Source organism: Paenibacillus sp. FSL H8-0457 (assembly GCF_038051935.1).
In the GTDB taxonomy this organism is placed as follows: Bacteria; Bacillota; Bacilli; order Paenibacillales; family Paenibacillaceae; genus Paenibacillus_AQ; species Paenibacillus_AQ lautus_A.
The window spans coordinates 1,463,453-1,483,031 of record NZ_CP150293.1 but is presented as its reverse complement, the minus strand read 5'-3'; the positions used below and the strand labels follow the sequence as shown (position 1 = coordinate 1,483,031).

The 19,579-nt window shown below is 51.7% G+C and carries 16 protein-coding genes; 4 read left to right on the top strand and 12 right to left on the bottom strand.

Annotation, left to right across the window (positions count from 1 at the left end):
- Positions 1 to 270: 270 nt before the first annotated feature.
- On the bottom strand, positions 271 to 1,314 hold the full coding sequence (locus MHI43_RS06345; RefSeq protein ID WP_036662345.1) for a CapA family protein: 1,044 nt from the start codon (positions 1,312 to 1,314) through the stop codon (positions 271 to 273).
- 501 nt (positions 1,315 to 1,815) lie between these two features.
- On the opposite strand from MHI43_RS06345, the gene MHI43_RS06340 reads away from it, so the two are divergent.
- From MHI43_RS06340 to MHI43_RS06325, 4 genes are all read left to right on the top strand, one after another.
- Complete coding sequence (locus MHI43_RS06340) at positions 1,816 to 2,298, top strand: Lrp/AsnC family transcriptional regulator (RefSeq protein ID WP_036662341.1); 483 nt, start codon at positions 1,816 to 1,818, stop codon at positions 2,296 to 2,298.
- Positions 2,299 to 2,350: 52 nt separating this feature from the next.
- Positions 2,351 to 2,920, top strand: a complete 570-nt coding sequence (locus tag MHI43_RS06335) for a chromate transporter (RefSeq protein WP_036662610.1) — start codon at positions 2,351 to 2,353, stop codon at positions 2,918 to 2,920.
- Positions 2,920 to 3,462 carry a chromate transporter gene (locus MHI43_RS06330; RefSeq protein WP_012819386.1) on the top strand — a complete coding sequence of 181 codons (543 nt, stop codon included), beginning with the start codon at positions 2,920 to 2,922 and terminating at the stop codon, positions 3,460 to 3,462. Before MHI43_RS06335 ends, MHI43_RS06330 begins: the two co-directional genes overlap by 1 nt.
- A gap of 172 nt (positions 3,463 to 3,634) precedes the next feature.
- Positions 3,635 to 4,183: a hypothetical protein gene (locus MHI43_RS06325; RefSeq protein WP_012819385.1), complete on the top strand. Its 549-nt coding sequence runs from the start codon at positions 3,635 to 3,637 to the stop codon at positions 4,181 to 4,183.
- Positions 4,184 to 4,761: 578 nt separating this feature from the next.
- On the opposite strand, the gene MHI43_RS06320 is transcribed toward MHI43_RS06325, so the two are convergent.
- From MHI43_RS06320 to MHI43_RS06270, 11 genes are all read right to left on the bottom strand, one after another.
- Positions 4,762 to 5,118, bottom strand: coding sequence for a Rieske (2Fe-2S) protein (locus MHI43_RS06320; RefSeq protein WP_036662339.1), 357 nt, complete (start codon positions 5,116 to 5,118; stop codon positions 4,762 to 4,764).
- A gap of 477 nt (positions 5,119 to 5,595) precedes the next feature.
- A complete protein-coding gene (locus MHI43_RS06315) occupies positions 5,596 to 6,651 on the bottom strand; it encodes an amidohydrolase family protein (RefSeq protein ID WP_036662337.1) in 1,056 nt (351 codons plus the stop codon).
- Between the two features lie 29 nt (positions 6,652 to 6,680).
- A complete protein-coding gene (locus MHI43_RS06310; RefSeq protein ID WP_012819382.1) occupies positions 6,681 to 8,231 on the bottom strand; it encodes an extracellular solute-binding protein in 1,551 nt (516 codons plus the stop codon).
- Between the two features lie 61 nt (positions 8,232 to 8,292).
- Positions 8,293 to 9,153 carry a carbohydrate ABC transporter permease gene (locus MHI43_RS06305; RefSeq protein ID WP_036662331.1) on the bottom strand — a complete coding sequence of 287 codons (861 nt, stop codon included), beginning with the start codon at positions 9,151 to 9,153 and terminating at the stop codon, positions 8,293 to 8,295.
- 12 nt (positions 9,154 to 9,165) lie between these two features.
- A complete protein-coding gene (locus MHI43_RS06300; RefSeq protein WP_036662329.1) occupies positions 9,166 to 10,086 on the bottom strand; it encodes an ABC transporter permease subunit in 921 nt (306 codons plus the stop codon).
- A 189-nt stretch (positions 10,087 to 10,275) separates the two neighbouring features.
- Positions 10,276 to 12,585 carry a helix-turn-helix domain-containing protein gene (locus MHI43_RS06295; RefSeq protein WP_036662326.1) on the bottom strand — a complete coding sequence of 770 codons (2,310 nt, stop codon included), beginning with the start codon at positions 12,583 to 12,585 and terminating at the stop codon, positions 10,276 to 10,278.
- Positions 12,586 to 12,809: 224 nt separating this feature from the next.
- Positions 12,810 to 14,768, bottom strand: a complete 1,959-nt coding sequence (locus MHI43_RS06290) for a copper amine oxidase N-terminal domain-containing protein (RefSeq protein WP_036662324.1) — start codon at positions 14,766 to 14,768, stop codon at positions 12,810 to 12,812.
- Between the two features lie 178 nt (positions 14,769 to 14,946).
- Positions 14,947 to 15,288 (bottom strand): hypothetical protein, encoded by a 342-nt coding sequence (locus MHI43_RS06285; protein ID WP_012819377.1) that lies wholly within the window; start codon positions 15,286 to 15,288, stop codon positions 14,947 to 14,949.
- 55 nt (positions 15,289 to 15,343) lie between these two features.
- The gene (locus MHI43_RS06280) at positions 15,344 to 17,602 is read right to left on the bottom strand and encodes a PQQ-binding-like beta-propeller repeat protein (RefSeq protein WP_036662320.1); all 2,259 of its coding nucleotides are present in this window, start codon (positions 17,600 to 17,602) and stop codon (positions 15,344 to 15,346) included.
- Between the two features lie 184 nt (positions 17,603 to 17,786).
- A complete protein-coding gene (locus MHI43_RS06275; RefSeq protein ID WP_036662317.1) occupies positions 17,787 to 18,107 on the bottom strand; it encodes a hypothetical protein in 321 nt (106 codons plus the stop codon).
- 241 nt (positions 18,108 to 18,348) lie between these two features.
- Positions 18,349 to 19,566, bottom strand: a complete 1,218-nt coding sequence (locus MHI43_RS06270) for a HAMP domain-containing sensor histidine kinase (protein WP_036662313.1) — start codon at positions 19,564 to 19,566, stop codon at positions 18,349 to 18,351.
- Positions 19,567 to 19,579: the final 13 nt, after the last annotated feature.

The following is a 19,579-nucleotide window of genomic DNA, read 5'->3' as shown; positions in this document are numbered from 1 at the left end:
TACCGCTTCCGACGAACGAAAATAACCCGTCTTCTTCCCTTCATCATATTGAAATTTTATTTTAAATTACAATACATTTTGTAAAATTTTATTTTATTTTTTCGGCAGGAATTTCCGGATGGGTGGCGTAAGCACAGCTTTTGTCGAAATGCGGGGAATGTAAACAAACGCCTAGCCGCCAGTTTCCGACTTATTTTTACGGTGAGCTTCCAAAAAGCGCACAAAAAAACAACCGCAGCTTACAGCCGCAGTTGTCTTTAAGATTCCGTGTTATTTTTTGCTGACGTTGCCGTTGGCATCGATTTTTGCATTGTAGGAGAGTTTGTTCAGTTTCGCGATGATCTCTTTGTTGTACTTCTTGTCCATCAGATTCGGCTGGCCTTGAAGTATCTTTACCGGCGTAATTCGGCTCGTGATCTTGGAGCCCTGAATCTCAACATGCACCATCATCGACAGCAGGGTTTTGTCCCCGCCCCGAGTCGAGCGGTTGAACACGAAGTTGCCAAGCGAATAATAAATCGGCTTGTTCTTGTAATATTCGATGCCCATCAACGTATGGCTGTGCGATCCGATAATGATGTCGGCCCCGGCGTCAATCATCTTCTTGGCCATCGTGCGCGCATATTCTTCCGGATAGTCGGCGAATTCCTGGTTCCAATGGATGTATACGATCGTATAATCGTTGGTTTTGGCCGACTTCTTAATATGGGTCAGCATAGGCTCCATCGTGTAGGCGGAGGCAGCACCCGGGTGGTTCTTGCCCGCAATCCAGGAATTGCCCGACAGCACCCGGCTGACGCCCAGCACCGCGACTTTCTTCCCGTTAATGTTCTGCACGTAAGGCTCGAAGGCCTCGTCTATATTTCGCCCGGCACCCGTATACCCGATCTTCTGGCGCTTCAGATGGGTGATCGTGTCCAGCATGGCCTGCTGGCCATAGTCCAGAATGTGGTTGTTCGCCAGCGTGACGCCGTCGATTCCCGCGTATACCAGGCCCTTGAGCGTGTCCGGCTTCGAACGAAAAGCAAAGGTTTTATCCGCAGCCTTGCCGCGAATGGAGACCGGCGTCTCCAGGTTGGCAAACGCCATATCCGCCTTTTTCAAGATGGGGGCTACCTTCTTAAAAGGATATTGGTTACCGAATCTATCAATCTGGCTCCCCACGTATCCGTCTAATAGAATGTCACCTGCAAAAACAAGATTTATCGGTTTGTTCTTCGACTTGTTGGCTTGAGCGGTTGTCCCTGCTGCCGAAACGATGCTGGCCGGGATCAGCATAACGATAACCAGAATGAGGCAAAATAATCTTTTCATATCCATGCCGCCTTTCCAAATAAAAATCCTGAGAAGCTAGTTATTCACCTCGTTTATCCTATCATAAATTGATATAAAAGGGTAATTATATAAAAGGAACCATTTAATAGAATTATGTAACGGTTTCTAACCAGTAGCCCTTTCAGCACTACGCATGCGGATTATTCTTCCGATCCCTGTTGCCCCAAGATTATTTTCAAACGGATTACAAGTGGAGAAAATCCAGGGTCAAAGGGGACCGCTTCGCTTCTCCAGAATCATTCCGCCTTCTCCATTGAGGCATGTCAACATCCAAATCATTCAAATCTATCTTGTTCTATCCATAGTCTTAGACTTGAAATGCGGAGAAAAAGTTTCAAATTTTGCAAATCATATTGAAAACAATGTAAAGAACTTATATATTTAAACGTATCGTAAGTATAATCCCAATTTTAATTACGTTTTGTAATAATTACATGAGGTAAGCCTTACATATAAGTAAAACTAAAGGAGCTGCAGCCCATGAATATTCATTCTTCCGGTGAGAACGCGTCTCTCCAGATTGATGATACGGACCGCAAAATCATTGCGATCCTCGGCAAGAACGGGCGAATCTCGTACACGGATTTGGCCAAGGAGATTGGATTGTCCCGCGTAGCGGTACAGGCCAGGGTCAATGCCCTGATCGATGACGGCGTCATTGAGCGCTTCGCGGCCGTCATTAATCCGGAGAAAGTGGGGATTTCGGTGTCCGCTTTTTTCAATGTGGAGGTTGAGCCCAAATATTTGCAGCAGGTGGCGGACACACTGGAGAACGAGCCGTATGTCACCAGCCTGTATCATATGACCGGTCCCAGCAAACTGCATATGCACGGCTTGTTTGCCGATCATAAGGAAATGGAAATGTTTTTAAACGAGAAGCTTTACCCGCTTCCGGGCATAACCAGCGTGGACACGCAGATTCTAATCAAGCGCTATAAAAGCCGAATGGGCATCAGACTCTGATTTTCGACAGAAAGGACTCCTACCCTTGGATGATAAAAATAACAATCCATACATGGAATTAACGTTCGGCATGTTCCGAACCGGCATACTCGGCTATGGCGGCGGTCCCTCCGTCATTCCGCTGATCCGGCATGAGGCCGTCGTTCGTTACGGCTGGCTCAGCGACGATGAATTCGGAGAGGTGCTCGCGCTCGCCAACGCACTTCCGGGTCCAATCGCCACGAAGATGGCCGCCTATCTCGGTTACCGTGAAAAAGGAGTGCTAGGCGCGGTGGTCGCGGTTTTTGCGCATATCCTCCCGACCTGCATCGCGATGATCGCGCTGCTGTCGGCGGTGACGTTCCTCAGCAACTCCAAGATAGTGGCCGGTATGATTGCCGGCGTTACGCCGGTCATTGCGGTGATGCTGGGCACGATGGCTTACGAATTCGGCGAGAAGGCCGTGAAGGGACTTGGCATTTACGCCGGGATCGGATTTTTTGTGGTGTCGTTTCTCCTGCTGGAAAGCATCCAGATCCATCCGGCCCTCGTCATTATGCTGTTCCTTGCCTATGGCACCGTGCATTTTAGAACCGTAGCCAAACTCAAAAAACAAAGACGGGATAAGGAGGGGTCCGCCTGATGGAAGAATGGCTTCAGCTGCTGGTCAGCTTTTTTGTTTCCAACGTGCTCGGTTATGGCGGCGGCCCTGCTTCGATCCCGCTCATGTATAAGGAAATCGTCACGAATCACGGCTGGCTGACCGACCCGGAATTCTCCAACATGCTTGCGCTTGGCAACGCGCTTCCCGGGCCGATCGCCACCAAAATCGCCGCTTTTGTCGGGTACGGCGTATCCGGCTGGATGGGCATGACGCTCGCCCTCGCGGCGACGGTCATCCCTTCCGCGGTGGCGCTCATCTGGCTGCTGAATCTACTGCAAAAATACCGCACATCGCCCGTGGTCAAAGGCATGACCCTGCTGGTCCAGCCGGTCATCGCGATCATGATGCTGACCCTGACCTGGCAGATCGGCAAAAGCTCCGTCATCTCCATCGGCCTCCTGCAATCCCTCGGCATCGCCGCCGTCGCCTTCTGGGCCATGAACATCCGCAAGATCCATCCGGCCTTGGTGATCCTGGCCGCGTTCGCTTACGGGGGGTTGGTGCTGTCGCAGGTGGTGTGAGGGGGTATTCAATTATCAGTAAATAAGCTGCATTATCAATAAAAAATTATCAAGAAGGCTACGAATGACCGTAGTCCTTTTTCCTATTTCAGCAAACCATATTTCATAAGGATAAATAGGTTTCGCATGGTAAAACTAGGATAAACATTCCAGCCAGGAGGGAATAAAAAAGATGAAGAAGTTCGTATTAGCCCTAATGTGTGCCATGCTTTTATTCGGATTACCGCAGTCGGTGTTTGCTGATGATCAAGCCTTGCACCAGCTCAGTAAAGACACTGATTTTGTTATTTATGCCCCTCAACTGCCGAAGACCGATTGGAAACTTGACATCCCAGTGCCTTATCCGTTTAAACCCGGCGAGAAAAAAATTACCTTTACCAGGTTTAGTTACTTTGACATGTCTGGAGATATTTATTTATTGGGAGTCGAACAACATAAGGCGCACGGTTACAAGACTACCCAGTCCATTACAAGCATCGATCTGAAGAACAACACCAGTTCAACCAGACAACAAGAGCGCACATTTACATTCGATTCAAGGGGCGAACCGGTCACGTGGGATGATATCGAAGCGCGATTTGAACCTTGGGCGGATAAAGAACAGAATGGCGGTTTTCTGAAATGGATTCAAGGTGATACTTTTATTGAAATGAGCAGCGTCGTGTTGACAAGAGAGCAAATGATTGAAGTCGCCAGATCAATGAAGCCGGTTGAACATTAGTGTATTTCATTCTTAAGAGGAGCACCCATTATGCTAACGTAACCTTGTTTCGGACAACAATAACCCGTTCGCTAAAATCGTCATGACTAAAAGAGCGAGTGTGAGGGACTCATTCCCATCCATACTCGCTCTTTTTTCAATCGAGAGCCATTCAAACATGCACCGGACTACGCACCATACCTATAGCCCCGCTTAGACCAACAGAGCAATGAGCAGAAAATCACCTGTGAACCGGACTTCCAAAAATACAATCGCCATATCATTCAAGATGTCTCGAAGTCCCCTTGCTCAATGGTCGTTAGGACATTCTAACGGACTCAGAATACCTTATTTTGTACAAAATAGCCCTTTTGGTAGCTTTAGCGGACACAGAGGACCTTATTTGCTGTTTTTATTGGTATTAGCACCCGTAATTCGCACAATAGCGGATCTGGAGTCCGGTACATTGTAAAAAATCGAGTTTTGAACTTAAATAACGGATCTAGGGTCCGTTAAAAGCTGACACAAGTAACCTGAGTGCCCATGGCTAGTAATAATACCTGCAGCCCCATTAATTAAATCCCTTCAACTCCCGCCTGCTACCTCCCCATCACCACCCCAATCTTGCCCTCATGAATCTCCACCTTGTATTTCTTCACCCGAATCCGATCGCTGAACAGCGACTTGCCGGTCTGCAGGTCGAACTCCCAGCCATGCCAGGGACATCGGACGATCTCGCCTGCCCGGCCGTATTCGTAATCGTACACCTCCGAGGGCAGCGTCGTACCGGAGACCAGGCCTGCACAGATCGGCGCTCCTTGATGCGGGCAGTAGTTGAGTATCGCATGGTACTCGCCGTTGACCCGATAGATGCCGATTTCGCGTCCCTCGATGTTGACGATTTTGTGCTCACCCTCTGAAACGTCTTCCTCCGACAGCACGTAATGTACCGCCATGCATGCACCTCCTTAACTTCAACCCCTGTTAGTTGGATCTAATGATTTTCCCCCGTGCCCAGTTTATTGAATGAGTTTATCTTCCACTGGTGCGATTCATCCAGAGGATCTTAGTTGATCCCGGTCAAATTCCCATGACTTCCGGTAAAATCGAGTTACGGCATCTGCCCAGTCCACACCTAGTATTTATTAGTCCAAATAATCACTTCAACTTTGCTTTGTTCCATTCAAATAGTAGCCAAATCGTCGAGCTATGGAAGTTACTCATACACAGAGTTAATCCATTTAGTTGTACATTCATCGTTGACCAGCTTCAGTTATGCAAGCCTGCTTCGACCATGCAAGCCAACCTCGAACATGCATGCCTGCTTCGACCTTCCAAGCCACCCTCGACCATGCAAACCTGATTCGTCCATGAGTATGCTTTCCATTAGTCCAAACCCACTTCCATCCGCCCCCCAGACCTCATCCAATCCCTCAATCCAGCCGGTACAGCTGTTTCGCATTCTCATAAAAAATCTTCCGCCGCGCTTCCGGTTTCAGGCCCCGCAGGACATGGCCCGGCGAGTCGAAGTCCCAATGCGGATAATCGCTGGAATAGAGCAGCATGTTCTCAGCATCGATCATATTGAAGAGATCGATGAGATGCTGCGGATTATCCGGCTCCTCGATCGGCTGCGTCGATAAGTAGCAGTGATCCCGGATGTACTCGCTCGGCATTCTCGTCAGCCAGGGCACGGTTGCTCGCAGCGCCTTGTAATTTTTGTCCAGCCGCCACATCAGGCCCGGCAGCCAGGCCACTCCGCCTTCAACCAGAACGACCTTGAGGTTCGGATACTTCACGAATACGCCCTCGCATACCATGCTCACCAGATGTGCCATGAACATCTGGGAGAGACAGGTGTGCCATTCGATGTACCGGGTCGGGTAGCCGGCCGCGGTGGGAGCCGTCGAGCTCCCACCGCCTTCCGCTCCCGGATGGATCGCGACCGGAAGGCCATTGCGCGCTGCCGCTTCGTAGATCGGGTGATAGTGGCGCTGACCCAGCGGCGACCTCGCCGCACTGGAGATCATCACCTCCACGATATCCGGATGGCCGCCGATCCTATCGATCTCGCGCGCCGCCAGCAGCGGGTCCTGGGTGGCTACCGCCATGGCTCCCTTAAAAGCTTTATGCTTGCCGAGCCACTCGGCGATCAGATAATCGTTATAAGCCGAGCATATCGCCGCCGCATAATCCGGATCATGCGTCGAGGAAATGTTGTAAACGACACCCGTCAACACGGCATAGTCCAGATTGTAGCCTTCGATCAGCTGCTTGATCATATAATCGGGATCGGAGCCGGCCTTGCCTCCCCCCGGAGGGATCGAGTCTTTTTTCATCACGCCGATCGGCGAGTAATACCCTGAGCCTGCATACCCGATGCCGGATGCCGCTACCCGGGAGCGCCAAGGCTCCTGCAGATATGGCAGCAGCGCCCTGTCGTCCTGCTCGTTATGAACGTCGACATCGATGATTTTGGTATCGTCCATTGCCTGATTCCCCCCATCTCCATTAAGAATTACTTGCCGCCGTATGTGCGCGTATATGCGGTGTTATACATGGCAAGAAGTTCGTCGGAGCCGAGTTTCTTCGCTTGATCGATGAATTGCTGATACGTGGAATCGTTGATCGGCGTTTTGCCGGTTACGAACTCCGTTACCTTCTGTTCAAGGAATTTATTCAGATTGTTCAGCTTCGATTTCTCGAGCTCCAGCTCCTCTTCCGTCTTGACGATCTGCTTCGGTGCAGGGACGATATACTGCTCATACCTTGCATTGATATCCTTGCTCTTCTCGCTTAACCCGCGCTCCCACACTTCCCGCGACTTGGCGTTATTCAGCGTGATCAGGTCATACCATACGCCCCAATCCTTGCGGAGCGCATTAAACGGAGATTCGCCGAACTCCTTGTTATATACCGCTTTGCCGTCCTCCATCGTATACGTTTTGCCTTCGATTCCTAAGGACAGATAATTCGTTCCCTCTTCGCTGACCAAATAATCGAGGAATTGGACGGCGCGCTCCTTATCCTTCACTTTGGCCGATATCGCTCGGCCGACGGTGCCGACGACCGGACGGGAGAACTGATAGTTCTTGATCCCCTCGGCGGCAAAGGAAGGAATCGCATCCAGCTCATACTCTGCCGTACCAGCCCCCCTCGCCTTGGCAACCAAGGATTCCAGATCGGCCTTCCAGAAAAACGTCACCAAGGATTTACCCGTTAGGATGCGCTCCTCCCACTGCGCTTGCGTCAGCAGCGAGAATTCCGGATCCAGCAATTTTTCCGCATACAGTTTATTCAGGTACACCAGCATATCCTGATAATTCTCATGATACGGCGCGAATGCGTATTGATCCGTGGTTGGATCCAGGTTGTAAAAACCGCTGATGCCGGTAAAGATACGCCCGAAGGTCGTATACAGCCCCGTATCGCCTACGATCGCGTTCGATATGAGCGGGTAGGAGTCCGGCACTTTTTCTTTCAACGTTTTCAGATATTGATAAAATTCATCCACGGTGGTCGGCGCCTGTATCCCGTGCTGATCCATAATGTCCTTGCGGGCATACCAGATAAAGTTGAAGCCCTTGCCTTCCGCATCCCCTTCCAGGACAGGCACGGTATACAAGCCTCCGTCCGTGCCCGTTGCCAGCGCCTTGGCTTCAGGATATTTCTCGTAGAAGGCTTTCAGATTCGGTGCCCGGTCCAAATAATCATTGAGATTCAGGAACACCTTCTCCGGCCCATGCTCCCGGCCGTCCTGCGTCGGCACCTGAATAAAATCCGTGGCGGTATTCGTGGCAATCATGATCTGCCTTTTCTCCTCAAGCCCTTCCTGGCTGACGATCTGGAACTTCACTTTGACGCCCGTCTTGGCCTCGATCTCTTTGAAAATCTCCCAGTCATCCCGAACCTTGCCCTCCACCCGGTCGTATACGAGCCATGAAAAAGTAACCGGTTTGTCAGGGCTTAACGTCCCCGAATCGTCCTTGCCTCCGCCGGTGCAGCCCGTAACCAGCATCGCGCAGAGCAGAATCATGGCAAGCGCAGTTCTGAACCCCTTTCGCCGCATTCCATAACCTCCTTTTTTTATCATCACATCGTATAGAAATGGATTCCCGTTAAATCCATGACTACCCCTTAATGCCCCCAATCATCGTGCCCTGTACAAAATATTTTTGGATAAACGGATAGACGCACAGGATCGGCAGCGTCCCAATCATGATCATGGCGTATTTCAGCGTTTCCAGATGTGTCAGGTCGCCTTCGCCCTGCACGTTCGTGCCGGCGATCAGGATGTTGCGCATCATGATTTGCAGCGGGTACATCTCCCGGTCATTCAAATAGATCAAAGCGCTGAAGAAGGAATTCCATTGATTCACCGCCGTGAACAGGCCGATCGTGACCATCACCGGCACGGACAGCGGCAGCACGATCCGCACCAGAATCTGCATGGATCCGCATCCGTCGATGGCAGCCGCGTCCTCAAGCTCCTCCGGCAGCGCCTCGAAAAATGTCCGCATAATGAACAAGTACCATGTGCTGATCAGCGACGGAAGGACGATCGCCCAGATCGTGTCCAGCATCCCCAGCTTCTGAACGATCAGGAAGGTTGGAATCATGCCCCCGCTGAAGAGAAGCGTGAACGCTGCCATGAGCAGAATCACTCTTCGGCCGGGCAGCCATCGCTTCGCCAGCGGATACGCCATCGCCGAGGTTGCAATCAACGTCAGCAACGTATGCAGGAACGTGTACCGGATCGTATTCCAGTAACTCACCCAGAGATCGGGGTTATAGATGAGCTGTTCGTAAGCGATCAGCGTAATCTTTTTCGGCCATAGCAGCACCGCGCCGCTCGCGACCATGGCATTGTTGCTGATGGAAGCCGAGAATACGTACACCATCGGGTAGGCCATTACCATGATCAGCACAATCATGAACAATATATTGAATACGTCAAACAGCTTCGAAGCGAAGCTTTCCTGCTTTTTCATCGCGCACCTCCCTTACCACAGGCTGGTCTCCGAATGTTTGCGTACGACCCGATTGGCCGCAACGACCAGAATGAAGCCAATCGCCGACTGGAACAGGCCTACCGCGGTCGCAAAGCTGAAATCGGCATCCAGGATGCCCCGCCGGTACACAAAGGTATTAATGACATCCGCGGTTTCGTAATTCATCGTGTTGTAAATCAAGAGGATTTTTTCGAAGCTGGCTTCCATGAAATTGCCGAGCGACAGCACGAACAGAATAATCATGACAGGCACCATGCCGATGAACGTAATATGCCGGACCTGCTGCCACCGGTTGGCCCCATCCATCTTGGCCGCCTCGTACAGCGTCGGATCAATGCCGGCAATCGCAGCCAGGTAGAGAATGGTCCCCCACCCGACCTTCTGCCATATTTCGGAGCCCACGTACACCGTCCGGAACCACTCCGGCATGCCGAGAAACATGATCGGCTCGATGCCGAACAGCTTGACGAGCAGATGGTTCACCACGCCCGTGGTCGGAGACAGGAAGGTGACGAGAATGCCCGCGATCACGACGGTCGACAGGAAATGCGGCATGTAGCTGATGTTTTGCACAAACCGTTTGAACCATTTGCTCTTCAGCTCATGGAACAGGATCGCCAGAATGATCGGCGCCGGAAAATGAAACAGCAGATCGTACACATTCAGCATGATCGTGTTGCGAATCAGCTTCCATGCATCGGGGGTGACATAGAAAAATTCAATGAAATGCTTTAGTCCCGCAAATTTGCTTCCCAAAATGCCCCGGCCGATCGAATAGTCCTGGAAGGCAATGATGATGCCGTACATCGGCGCGTACTTGAATATCAAGTAGTACAAGATGCCGGGCAGCATCAGCAAGTACAACGCTTTATGCTTTTTCAGAACGTAGCCGATCCGTGATAGCTGCGCCAATAATCCCCACCTCCGATTGAAAGCATTTACATTCGTTTGTTGTTGTCCCCACTATACGAGCTGTACTCCTTCGCGTAAAGCACGCATCTTTTCCTTGAGACGCATGTTTTGTTATGCCTGCGCCGCAAGGCTTTCGACCTGTTCCATGCAAAAAAAGAGACTTCAGAAAATAATGCAGTCTCTTCTTTCCTATTGATGGGAACTCCGGTATTTGGCAGGCGTAATGCCTTCATATCGGCGGAAAGCCCGAATCAAGGAATTCCTCCCCCAATACCCCACCTTTTCGGCGATCTCGTCTATTTTCAAATCGGTTTCAAGCAAGAATTGCTTCGCCTTCATCAGCCGGTACTTCGCGATATATTCCACGTACTTCTCGCCGACCTCCTCCTTGAAGGTTCGACTGAAATGCCCGATGGACATATTCATCATGCCGGCAAAATGCTCGATCGACAGCTCTTGATCGTAGTGCTCGTGAATGTACTCCAGAATCTCCATAAATTGTTGGCTGCGGCTGCTGGAGGCCGGTTTCCGGAACAGAAAGCCATGAATGTCCTGGAAGCATTGCGTCAGCTCGTCCCATGTCATGCAGCGATTCATTCGCTCGAACAGACCGGAATAATAGGGAACGTTCAATTCATTGCGTTCCGACTCCACTGCCCGAATCCAAGTGTTGAGCACATCGGCGAGCAGATATTTCATCTGTACGGCTGCGGCATCCTTGCGCTTTCCTTCCTCCAGCAGATCCAGCACGGAATGGAGCAGCTTGTCATACTCCCGGGTTTTGCATTGGTTGTGGATACGCTGGACCTCCTGCACGGACAGGAAAGAATCCCATTGCTGGAGTTCCCTTGAAGGCGGACTGCCGCAAATCTCCACCGTGGAATGCAGTCCCCGGTAATTCAGCATGGCCAGCGCATGCTCATAGGACTGATGCAGCTCTTCGATGGCATGAACGGTTCTGCCGATCCCGATCGTCGCTTTATAATAGACACCGTATTCCAGAAACACGTGCCTGATCTGCTCCGCTGTTCGTTCCGGATAACCCTCCGTGATGTGATCATGCTGGATGACGCAAGCCATCAAATCCGGCCTTGTCTGGCAGATCCAGACCATGCCGGGCGCCAGCCGGTGGATCTTGTCCTTCAACTCCGTCAGCAAAAAGATCTTCGCGGATTCCGAAGTCGAATCATAGAACGACCGGTCATAGTGAAAAGAGATACACAGGACGGTTCTTGCCGCCTTATGGCTGTAAGCAAACTCAATCTCCTTGGCGTAGTACTCAATCGATAAGGCATCCCGGTATTGCCCCAGCAGGATTTTCGTGAAAAACTGCTCCTGCACGATCGGCAGCATCCCGTTCACCATCTGGTACAGCTCTTTATTCTCGGTCATGATGAACTGGGAGTAGCGTTTAATGACGTCAAACTCGTTGCCTTCGTAACGGCCCTCTTCATTCGGAGCATGGTGCAGCTTCAAGCCATCCTTGATCTCCCGAATCGGCCGGTACAAGCGCCGGCTTAAATAATACGAGGCGAGCGCGCCGACAACGAGGAAGAACAGGAGGAACAACCAGCAGATTAAGCGGGTAATATGGACCGGCTTCATCAATGTGCCCAGATCAACCATGCTGATATAATGCCAGGACTCGTTGAAGCCGGACGCCATGAAGGACAGCCCCACCTTGTCCGATATCGTAAATTGCGAAGCGAAACCATCCGCGCGTATTCGCTGCTGCAGGGCGAGCCGGTCCTGCTCGGTCAAACCGGTCATGGCGATCACTTGGGCGGTATCATCCACAATGGCCGTGCCCGTGACCCAGCTCTCCGGAATATGAATCCGCTCCTCAAGCTTGTCTCGCTTCACTTCGACCAGGAGGTAAACTTCAGGGGCGGCGGTATTGAACGGGTAACTCATGGAAGCCGTCACGGAAGCGGGGGAATCCATGAAATCCATCATTTTCTTGCCGGATAATTCGGCTTCCAGCTGGTGGCGGCGGTTCAGATCCAAGGGATAGCGGGAACGGAAATAATACGCTTTGTTCGTATAGGTTTCGGCATCGATCATTAAATCCTGATGGACAAAATAATAATAAGCTTTCTCGACCAATTCATCCGATTCCAGCTGTTGCAGCTGCTCCCGCAGGGAATGAAGCAGCTCCGGAAGGAGCTGGCTTTCCGGGGACGAAGACATGGGAGCAAGCAGCACGCTCCGTAATCTGGATGTGCTCAGGATATTAATCATGCTTGTCTTTAGCGATTGAAGCTCGGCATCCGTCTGCTCGGAGAACCGGTTCATCACCACTTGGTTAAAACGCTCGGCATCCTTTTCGATAATGCGAACGACAAGCACCTGAGCAAGAACCGAAGCAACAATGACGGGGATGAGAATAAGGAGAAAATAGTTCGCGAACATTCTCCAAAACAGGGTGTGCCTTCTGGGAGGCGGAGTATCGGCCGCCCCCGGCTCAGACAATCGGTCAGGCGGTATCCTTCGCTTCATGAATGTCCCCCCTTTGTAATTAAAATTGCAAGTAACAGGGCTTGCATTTACGTTTACTATATTTTGATGTAAGTTATAATATTCGCCGCATAAGGGAGATGGATGGAGCTTGCAGTGGGATGGTATTCGTCCACGAGAAAGGATTGCTTCCATAGCAAAAAGGGCCAGGAATCTCCTGGCCCTTTTCCGAAACGAGAATATCTTTTTTGCTTGCTCACATTCGCTTACTCGTATTCGAATACCGCATCCGGCGTCAGGGTGACATGGGGTGCATAACTCGGCATCTGGCCGGTCTCCTGCAAATACTGCTCAACAATCCGAGCGGCATCTACCAAAGAGCTAAGCAGCCAGTCCTCATAAAGCTTTCCGAACTTTTTGTGGAGCCATTCTGAGGTGTATTCATTCGAAAGGGTGAACAGGGAGTAGATTTCACGGACGGTATTGGTATGCTTGCGGCCGTAATCATCCGTCCAAGTCACTTTTTTATTCAAATCCACTTTGCGGATATCTTCCGTTTTGGTCGACAGGATGCCATTCTTGTATTGGTAATAAATGCGCAAGGATTTTTCATATTCATGGCCTTTTAGCAGCCTCCAACCAGCCATGCTTCCGGTCGCAGGAACCGATGACATTTTGCTTTTCCCGGCGTTTCCGGTGTTGCCGCTGGTCGTGGCTTTCTTCGGCTCGCCCTTTACGACGAATTGTGCCGCGCCCAGCGTCACGGTCATTTGCTGTTTGGATGCATCCCATTTCAGTTTTGCACCCAGTGCTGCGGTCAGCAGATCCGCAGATACGAGCGTCTCCCCTTTATTCTGGATCGGAGCGCCTTTCATGTTCACGGTTTTGCCGTTGATCTTCGCCTGCTTGCTTCCTGCCTTAACGGAAAGCTTGGTTTCTCCTACGGTAATGTCGAAGGTCTTGGAAGCAGCCTGATATTGGACCGAGCCTCCCACGGCTTGGAATACCGGCTTCAACGGCAGGTAAGTAATCCCCTTTTCCTGCTTGGCGTTCTCCAGCGGCTTGCCAAGTCCTGAAACGATTTTCACGGACTGCTTCTTGCCCGCGGCCTCCACCGTCAGCGTGGCTTCGCCTACGCCCATGATTTTGTATGTGCCTTTATCCGCTGCTTTGACCAAATGGGGCTTGTCTACGGACAAAGCGATCATATTCGCCGGAATCTTGTGCTTCTCTCCGCTGCTGTACTGAAACTCAACCGTTGGCGTGATGGAGCTTCCCACCTTCGGCTTGCTGTTCGCTACCTTTAGCGTAACGCCCGTAATGCTCGGAACCGTCACATCATATAATTGTCCATGATCATACTCGGTCCAAGTCCCATCCGATAACCGGGCGAAAAAGCTCTTGGAGCCTTCAATTCCTACAATCTCTTGTACTCCGCTGATTCCCTTCAACGGGCTCATTTCAAATGTTTGCGAGAATACATCCAATCTGGCATTCCACACCGTTCCGTCCTTTTTGACGAAAATCAGTTTCTGTTCTTTACCGAAAGAAATATCAGCCCCGTCGCTAATCAAGTTTTGGGACAGGTAAGTCGTGCTGCCATTGATACGAAGCGTACTGAACAGCACGAGTCTTCCGTCATTGTACAAAATAGCGGCATAGTCTCCGGCGACCTTGATTTTGCGGATCGCGCCCACGTCCGCTGCTTGACCCAGAACCACAGGTTCCGGCGTATAGGCACGATTATGGTATAAGACCGTCCCCGACTGGGTAACGCCACCAATAATCCCGTTGTTCTCGTCAAAAACGGACATTCCCTCAAACCCCTTTACAGTCTGCGGCTTGGAATCAACCATGCGATGGACGATGCCGTCAGAAGTCAACCAGTAACCTTGTCCAACCTGTTTCACATGATTCGCACCCGCTACGGACTGATATCCCGATTCCCCCCACATGACCAATCCGCCCGTATTATTGACGCCGAATCCGTATCCGCTGGAGCCCGCGATGAACTTCAGATCTCCGCCCATCGGAATCGGGATTCGGTTGATGGGAAGACGGCTGTACGTAATCCAGACCGTGCCGTCCTCCATCAAGGGCGTGCCATCGGGCAGCAGCATTGCAATCTTGGCGCTTGCCTTGCCCGACTCGCCATATGCTGCACCGGCCACGCTGGGAACCATCACGCAAACCGCCAATAGCAGAACCAACATTTTCTTGAACATGAATGAACCTCATCTCTTATCAGAATGTAAGTCTTTCAAATCTAGTTAATTTGAACCAGGAATATTATACCACTCGATAGAAACGAAACAATATCAAAATTCGCAAGATAACATAAGACCAAAAAACGCCCCCAGCATCTGTTTCCAGACACCAGGGACGCTTGTCATTCACCTGCATTTATTCCATGCGCTCAAACACCTTGAACCTTCGGCCTTCCTGCAATGCCACCAACGTATGTTCATCGACTACATAGATTTCCGTGCCTTCGGGCAGCTCGTTCGACGATAAATGCGTATCCGGATATTGATCCGGTTCGAGCCGCTTCTGGATCGTGCCCGCCAAGGTCAAATCCGCCTCCGCAAAAGCCTCGGCACCCTCAGTGCCTTTTCCGATATACTCTTGGTCATCGTATTTTACCAGAGACGCATAACTGGCCGACTGCTTGCTGCCGCAGCCCAAACATAGGATCAACAATAGGCTGATGATCGGAATCCCTGCTATCTTAAGCCTCTTGCCCATAAGTCTTCCTCCTTTCGGACGTCTCCCTACGGTCTTTGTCATCTATCAATAAAAGCTATAACAGCTCATCCAAGCGTTCCTTTAACGCTCGGGCATCATAACGAATAAAAGCTCCGTTGACCGTGCCGACGAGCACTTCCTGATCCGTTACGTTCAGCGCGCCGTTTTTGGCATAGGCCTCTCGCAAATCGACGTTGCCGGTGATCACGTCATGCAATCTGCCCAAGCTTCTGCCGTCTTCCTTATGCAACACCACAAGATCGCTTCCCAAACTTATCAGCAGGTACGAATCCAGGATTCCGTAGCTGCTGCCAACCAGATGGGACAGATCGTCACCCGCTTTGGACGTGGTCTCCATCTTCCATAGGATGCTGCCGTTCTCTATATCTACCGCAGCCGGAATGCCGTTCAAGGCAAGATAGACTCGCGCTCCCTCGATGACGCCACGGGTGGCCTTCCCTTTTATTGTCCATAGTTCCTTATCTTCAAGGCGGTCATATAGTACGCTTTCGTAAGCGGCGGCCCCGCTGAAATACTCCCCGCCAAGCGCACGCTGCACCAGCAGATACCGCTCATTCAGCACCTCGAACCTTTCCATCTCAAGTGCCGGATACGTGTCTTCGCGCTCGCCGGTTTCCGTATTGAGCAGAACCCATTCCTTGCCAAGCAGCATCCATCGTGTTGTCATATCCGTTGGCGCAGTCGGATCGTAACGATAACCTCCGGTAAAATACGGATCTCGGGACGGATCGTCCATCACCCTCTTGCCGACCTTCACATTCCATGACGCTTTGCCGGTGACCGGATCGTAAGCGGTAAGCTGTCCGTTCTGCTCGATGAGCACGTACGGATCGTCTGTTCCTGCATTCAACAAGCGGTGTTCGCCGGACAAGGTCTTTTTCCAACGCAGCTTACCGGTATCCTGATCCAGGACGCTCATCACGCTTTTGGTTTCGTTCATGTTCAAAGCTTCAACCAGTACGATCGCATCAGCCGCAGCCGTCATCGTCAAACCGAATTCGTTCTTGGGCTTAACCTCCCATAACACGTTGCCATCCGACAACCGGATATGCCGCACGCGGGCCACATAATCCTTAACCTCCGGATTATATGCCGAGTACATCGTGACATGCTGCCGCTCCCGATCTGTAATGGCCGTATACCAGCCGAACCCGGCATCCTCCTGCCACAGCTTCTTGCCGGTGCCCCGGTCGATTGCGTACAAGGAAGAGTTATCGTGCATCCCGCTGAACCCGCCGTCATCTCCCTTGAGGAGCAGGACATCCTCGTTGGCCTCCAGCAGGAAGGTGAAATTCAGATTACCCTGATTTCGCCAATCGGGATCGGCTGTTATGGTCTTGCGCAGCGGCAGGACGTCCAAACGATAGGTAAACTCGTAATCATCGCCAGGATTGTAACTCCGCTCGAAGGATCCCGCCGAAGGGATCACCCACTCGCTGGACGTCAGCTTTCCGGATGGGGAGAACGTCACGGTATAATGGGCATCCCGCTGCTCATATCTCCAGGTCTCCCCGAGTTTCATCGGTTTATTGGAGCTCGATTCCTGATTCCGCGATGTCTCCCTCGCCTGCGGTTCGCCGAGCAGCTTTTTCACGTACGAAGAAGGGGTCCCCTTCTTAAAAAGAAACTCCGTCAAGTTGCGCACCACATCCGTCGATACTTCTGAACTGCCACCGAGAAGCGCTTCAGGCATCGCCTTCTTGGCTGTCGTGTCCTTCCCTTGTACCCACATCATCGCCGGACGATAGATCCTGTAATCTTCCTTCCACTTGGAGGGAGCGACCATAACGCCGTACCAGTCCTTCCACTGGGCTACGGCGATGAGGGACGTTCCCGTCTGGGATACCGGCCATTTCACCGCGCTTCCGGGAGCCAGGTATATGCTGCCGCTGCTGCGCAGTTGAAGCGAGAGCGGGGAAATATCGTTCACTTTGGCAGCTTCCTTGGAAACATACCATGTCGGGAGCCACAGGTCCCCACGGGAATCGGACTTGATTAATGCCATTTCCCCCTTCACGGAGTGAAGCCGGAGCGATTCTCCATCGGCCCCGTAATAGCTGGCCTTGAGATTCCTCAGATGGCTGTTCTTGCTAAGCGCATTAGGGAAAAAAGCAGCCCTCTGCTGAAGCGTGACGCGTTGACCGGATGTAAAGCCCCCGGTTCCGGCAGCATCGGCGAATACGGGACGAGTGCCCTCCTGCGTCTGCTGAGCCGGAAGTCCGACGAGTGAAATGCAGGCGGCTGCCGTTATTCCGATGAATAGTCGCTTACGGATCGAAACGCGTGTACTCACAAGAAACCATCCTCTCCCATACAAGCATATATATTGTAAACGCTATTATAAGACAATATGTTCCAAAATCAAAACAAAAAAGCTCCCTTTCAGAAAAGGAGCTCTTTCTAACGCGTGTATGAACGGGCTATTCCTGTTGTGATGCTTCCGCGGCTGATCCGACGCAGGCTCGCTCTCTTCAGCATCATCGGACATTCATTCGCCAGGCTGAATCAGGTACGCTGCGGCTCTGCGTTTGCCTGCCTGTCATGATTCTGGCGCGATCAGACACGCCGTCCGATAATTCCTCCCATACTTGACCGATAAAGGATGCGGGGGCAATAGACGAGTCTCGATTGCTTCCTGATGCCGCCCCGCCGATGGATCGCTCCTCCATCTGCATATTAGCACGGAATGCACTGAACTCTGCGCATCCCGATAATAAAATGACACCAACCATCACAATCATAATCTGCCACGCCACCACGAGCCTAGCGTTCCGTTTCGAATAATCCAAGGATTCCATCCGACTTCCTCCTTATGTACGTTCTGAAGGAAAGTATAAGGAACATATCTTATCAATCAGCGGGGCAAGTTCTTAACGAATGCTTAAATAAAACTGAACAATTCCATAGGGTCCTTGCAGCAGCGATCGGGGAGCCCTTCTCAGGATCATATAAAAACGCTCCCTCGAAGGGAGCGTTCGCTTGGGCTGCCTCAATTGCTTCGCAATGCAGAACGACCACCGTGCGGCAAGCGAACTGCTGTTATACGACTTGGGGAAAGCGGGTTTCAAAGGTCGTCCGCTGCCGGTCGCTCCGAACCCGGATTTCGCCGCCCTGAACCTCCACGATGCTCTTCGTGATCGCCAGTCCCAGACCGGTGCCCCCGGTCTGCTTCGAACGGGAAGCCTCCACGCGGTAGAAGCGATCGAAGATGAAAGGCAAATCCCGCTCGGGAATCGGATCGCCGTAGTTGGTGAAGCTGATGCTCACCTGACCGCCAACGTTGCGGACGGCGATGTCGATCCTGTGTCCCGACTCTCCGTACCGGATCGCATTGGATATCAGATTCTCGTAAGCCCGGACAAGCTGGGCGCCGTCTGCCCGAATAACGAGGCCTTCCTCCGCCGCAAGCTTGCATTCCATCCCGGCTTTCTCCAAGGACGGCACGAATTCCTCGATCAGCTGTCTCATGAACTGAGCCATATCGATCTCCCTAATATCCAGCGGAAGCCCGTTATTGATCCTCGTGTATTCGAACAGGTCATCGATCAGCTTCTTCAGATTCTGCGCTTTCTCATAAGCGATATTCACGTAATACCGCAGCTCTACTTCATCCTGGTACCGGTCTTCCTCGATAACCTCCAGAAACCCCAGTATCGATGTCAGCGGCGTCCGGAGATCATGGGATACCCCCGTGATCAGATCATTCTTCGTTTTCTCCGCATGGCGCTCCTCCAGAATGGATTGGTGAAGCTGCCTGCTCATCTGGTTGATGCTCTCGGCGACCTCGCCCAGCTGGCTGCCTGAACGAACAGGAATCTCGGTATCGAAATTCCCCTTGGCAATCTCGCGGAGGCCATGCGTGATTTCCTCCAGGTACGCGTTCAGCTGCTCGGTCATGCGGTTAATGCCGGCAGCGACGGCGCCTACTTCGTCCCGGGTGTCGAGCTCGATTCTGGAATCGAATCGTCCGGCCGTGATGTCCTGAAGACCGGTCTCTACCTTCCGCAGATCCAGGGCAAACCACCTCGTGCCCATATAATAGCTTGCCAAAAAAAGAATGATGCCCGTGAACAACATAACCGGCTTCGAACCGAGGTTATTGACGATCCAGGCAAGCGGCGGGTTGATGGCCGGAATGGAGAGCACCAGCGTGCTTAACGCATAGAGTATGATAAGCAGGGCGGCCGCGATGCCGATGCTGGCCAGCAGCATAAGCAGCATCTTCAGGCGGATGCTATGAAGCTTCAATCCTTTCAAGTCAGTCACCTCT

Coding starts and splice junctions, on each gene's coding strand:
- MHI43_RS06315 (WP_036662337.1), bottom strand. CDS start 6,651: ATGGACGATACCAAAATCATCGATGTCGACGTTCATAACGAGCAGGAC.
- MHI43_RS06305 (WP_036662331.1), bottom strand. CDS start 9,153: ATGAAAAAGCAGGAAAGCTTCGCTTCGAAGCTGTTTGACGTATTCAAT.
- MHI43_RS06340 (WP_036662341.1), top strand. CDS start 1,816: ATGAATATTCATTCTTCCGGTGAGAACGCGTCTCTCCAGATTGATGAT.
- MHI43_RS06285 (WP_012819377.1), bottom strand. CDS start 15,288: ATGGGCAAGAGGCTTAAGATAGCAGGGATTCCGATCATCAGCCTATTG.
- MHI43_RS06335 (WP_036662610.1), top strand. CDS start 2,351: ATGGAATTAACGTTCGGCATGTTCCGAACCGGCATACTCGGCTATGGC.
- MHI43_RS06290 (WP_036662324.1), bottom strand. CDS start 14,768: ATGTTCAAGAAAATGTTGGTTCTGCTATTGGCGGTTTGCGTGATGGTT.
- MHI43_RS06275 (WP_036662317.1), bottom strand. CDS start 18,107: ATGGAATCCTTGGATTATTCGAAACGGAACGCTAGGCTCGTGGTGGCG.
- MHI43_RS06310 (WP_012819382.1), bottom strand. CDS start 8,231: ATGCGGCGAAAGGGGTTCAGAACTGCGCTTGCCATGATTCTGCTCTGC.
- MHI43_RS06295 (WP_036662326.1), bottom strand. CDS start 12,585: ATGAAGCGAAGGATACCGCCTGACCGATTGTCTGAGCCGGGGGCGGCC.
- MHI43_RS06330 (WP_012819386.1), top strand. CDS start 2,920: ATGGAAGAATGGCTTCAGCTGCTGGTCAGCTTTTTTGTTTCCAACGTG.
- MHI43_RS06325 (WP_012819385.1), top strand. CDS start 3,635: ATGAAGAAGTTCGTATTAGCCCTAATGTGTGCCATGCTTTTATTCGGA.
- MHI43_RS06320 (WP_036662339.1), bottom strand. CDS start 5,118: ATGGCGGTACATTACGTGCTGTCGGAGGAAGACGTTTCAGAGGGTGAG.
- MHI43_RS06345 (WP_036662345.1), bottom strand. CDS start 1,314: ATGAAAAGATTATTTTGCCTCATTCTGGTTATCGTTATGCTGATCCCG.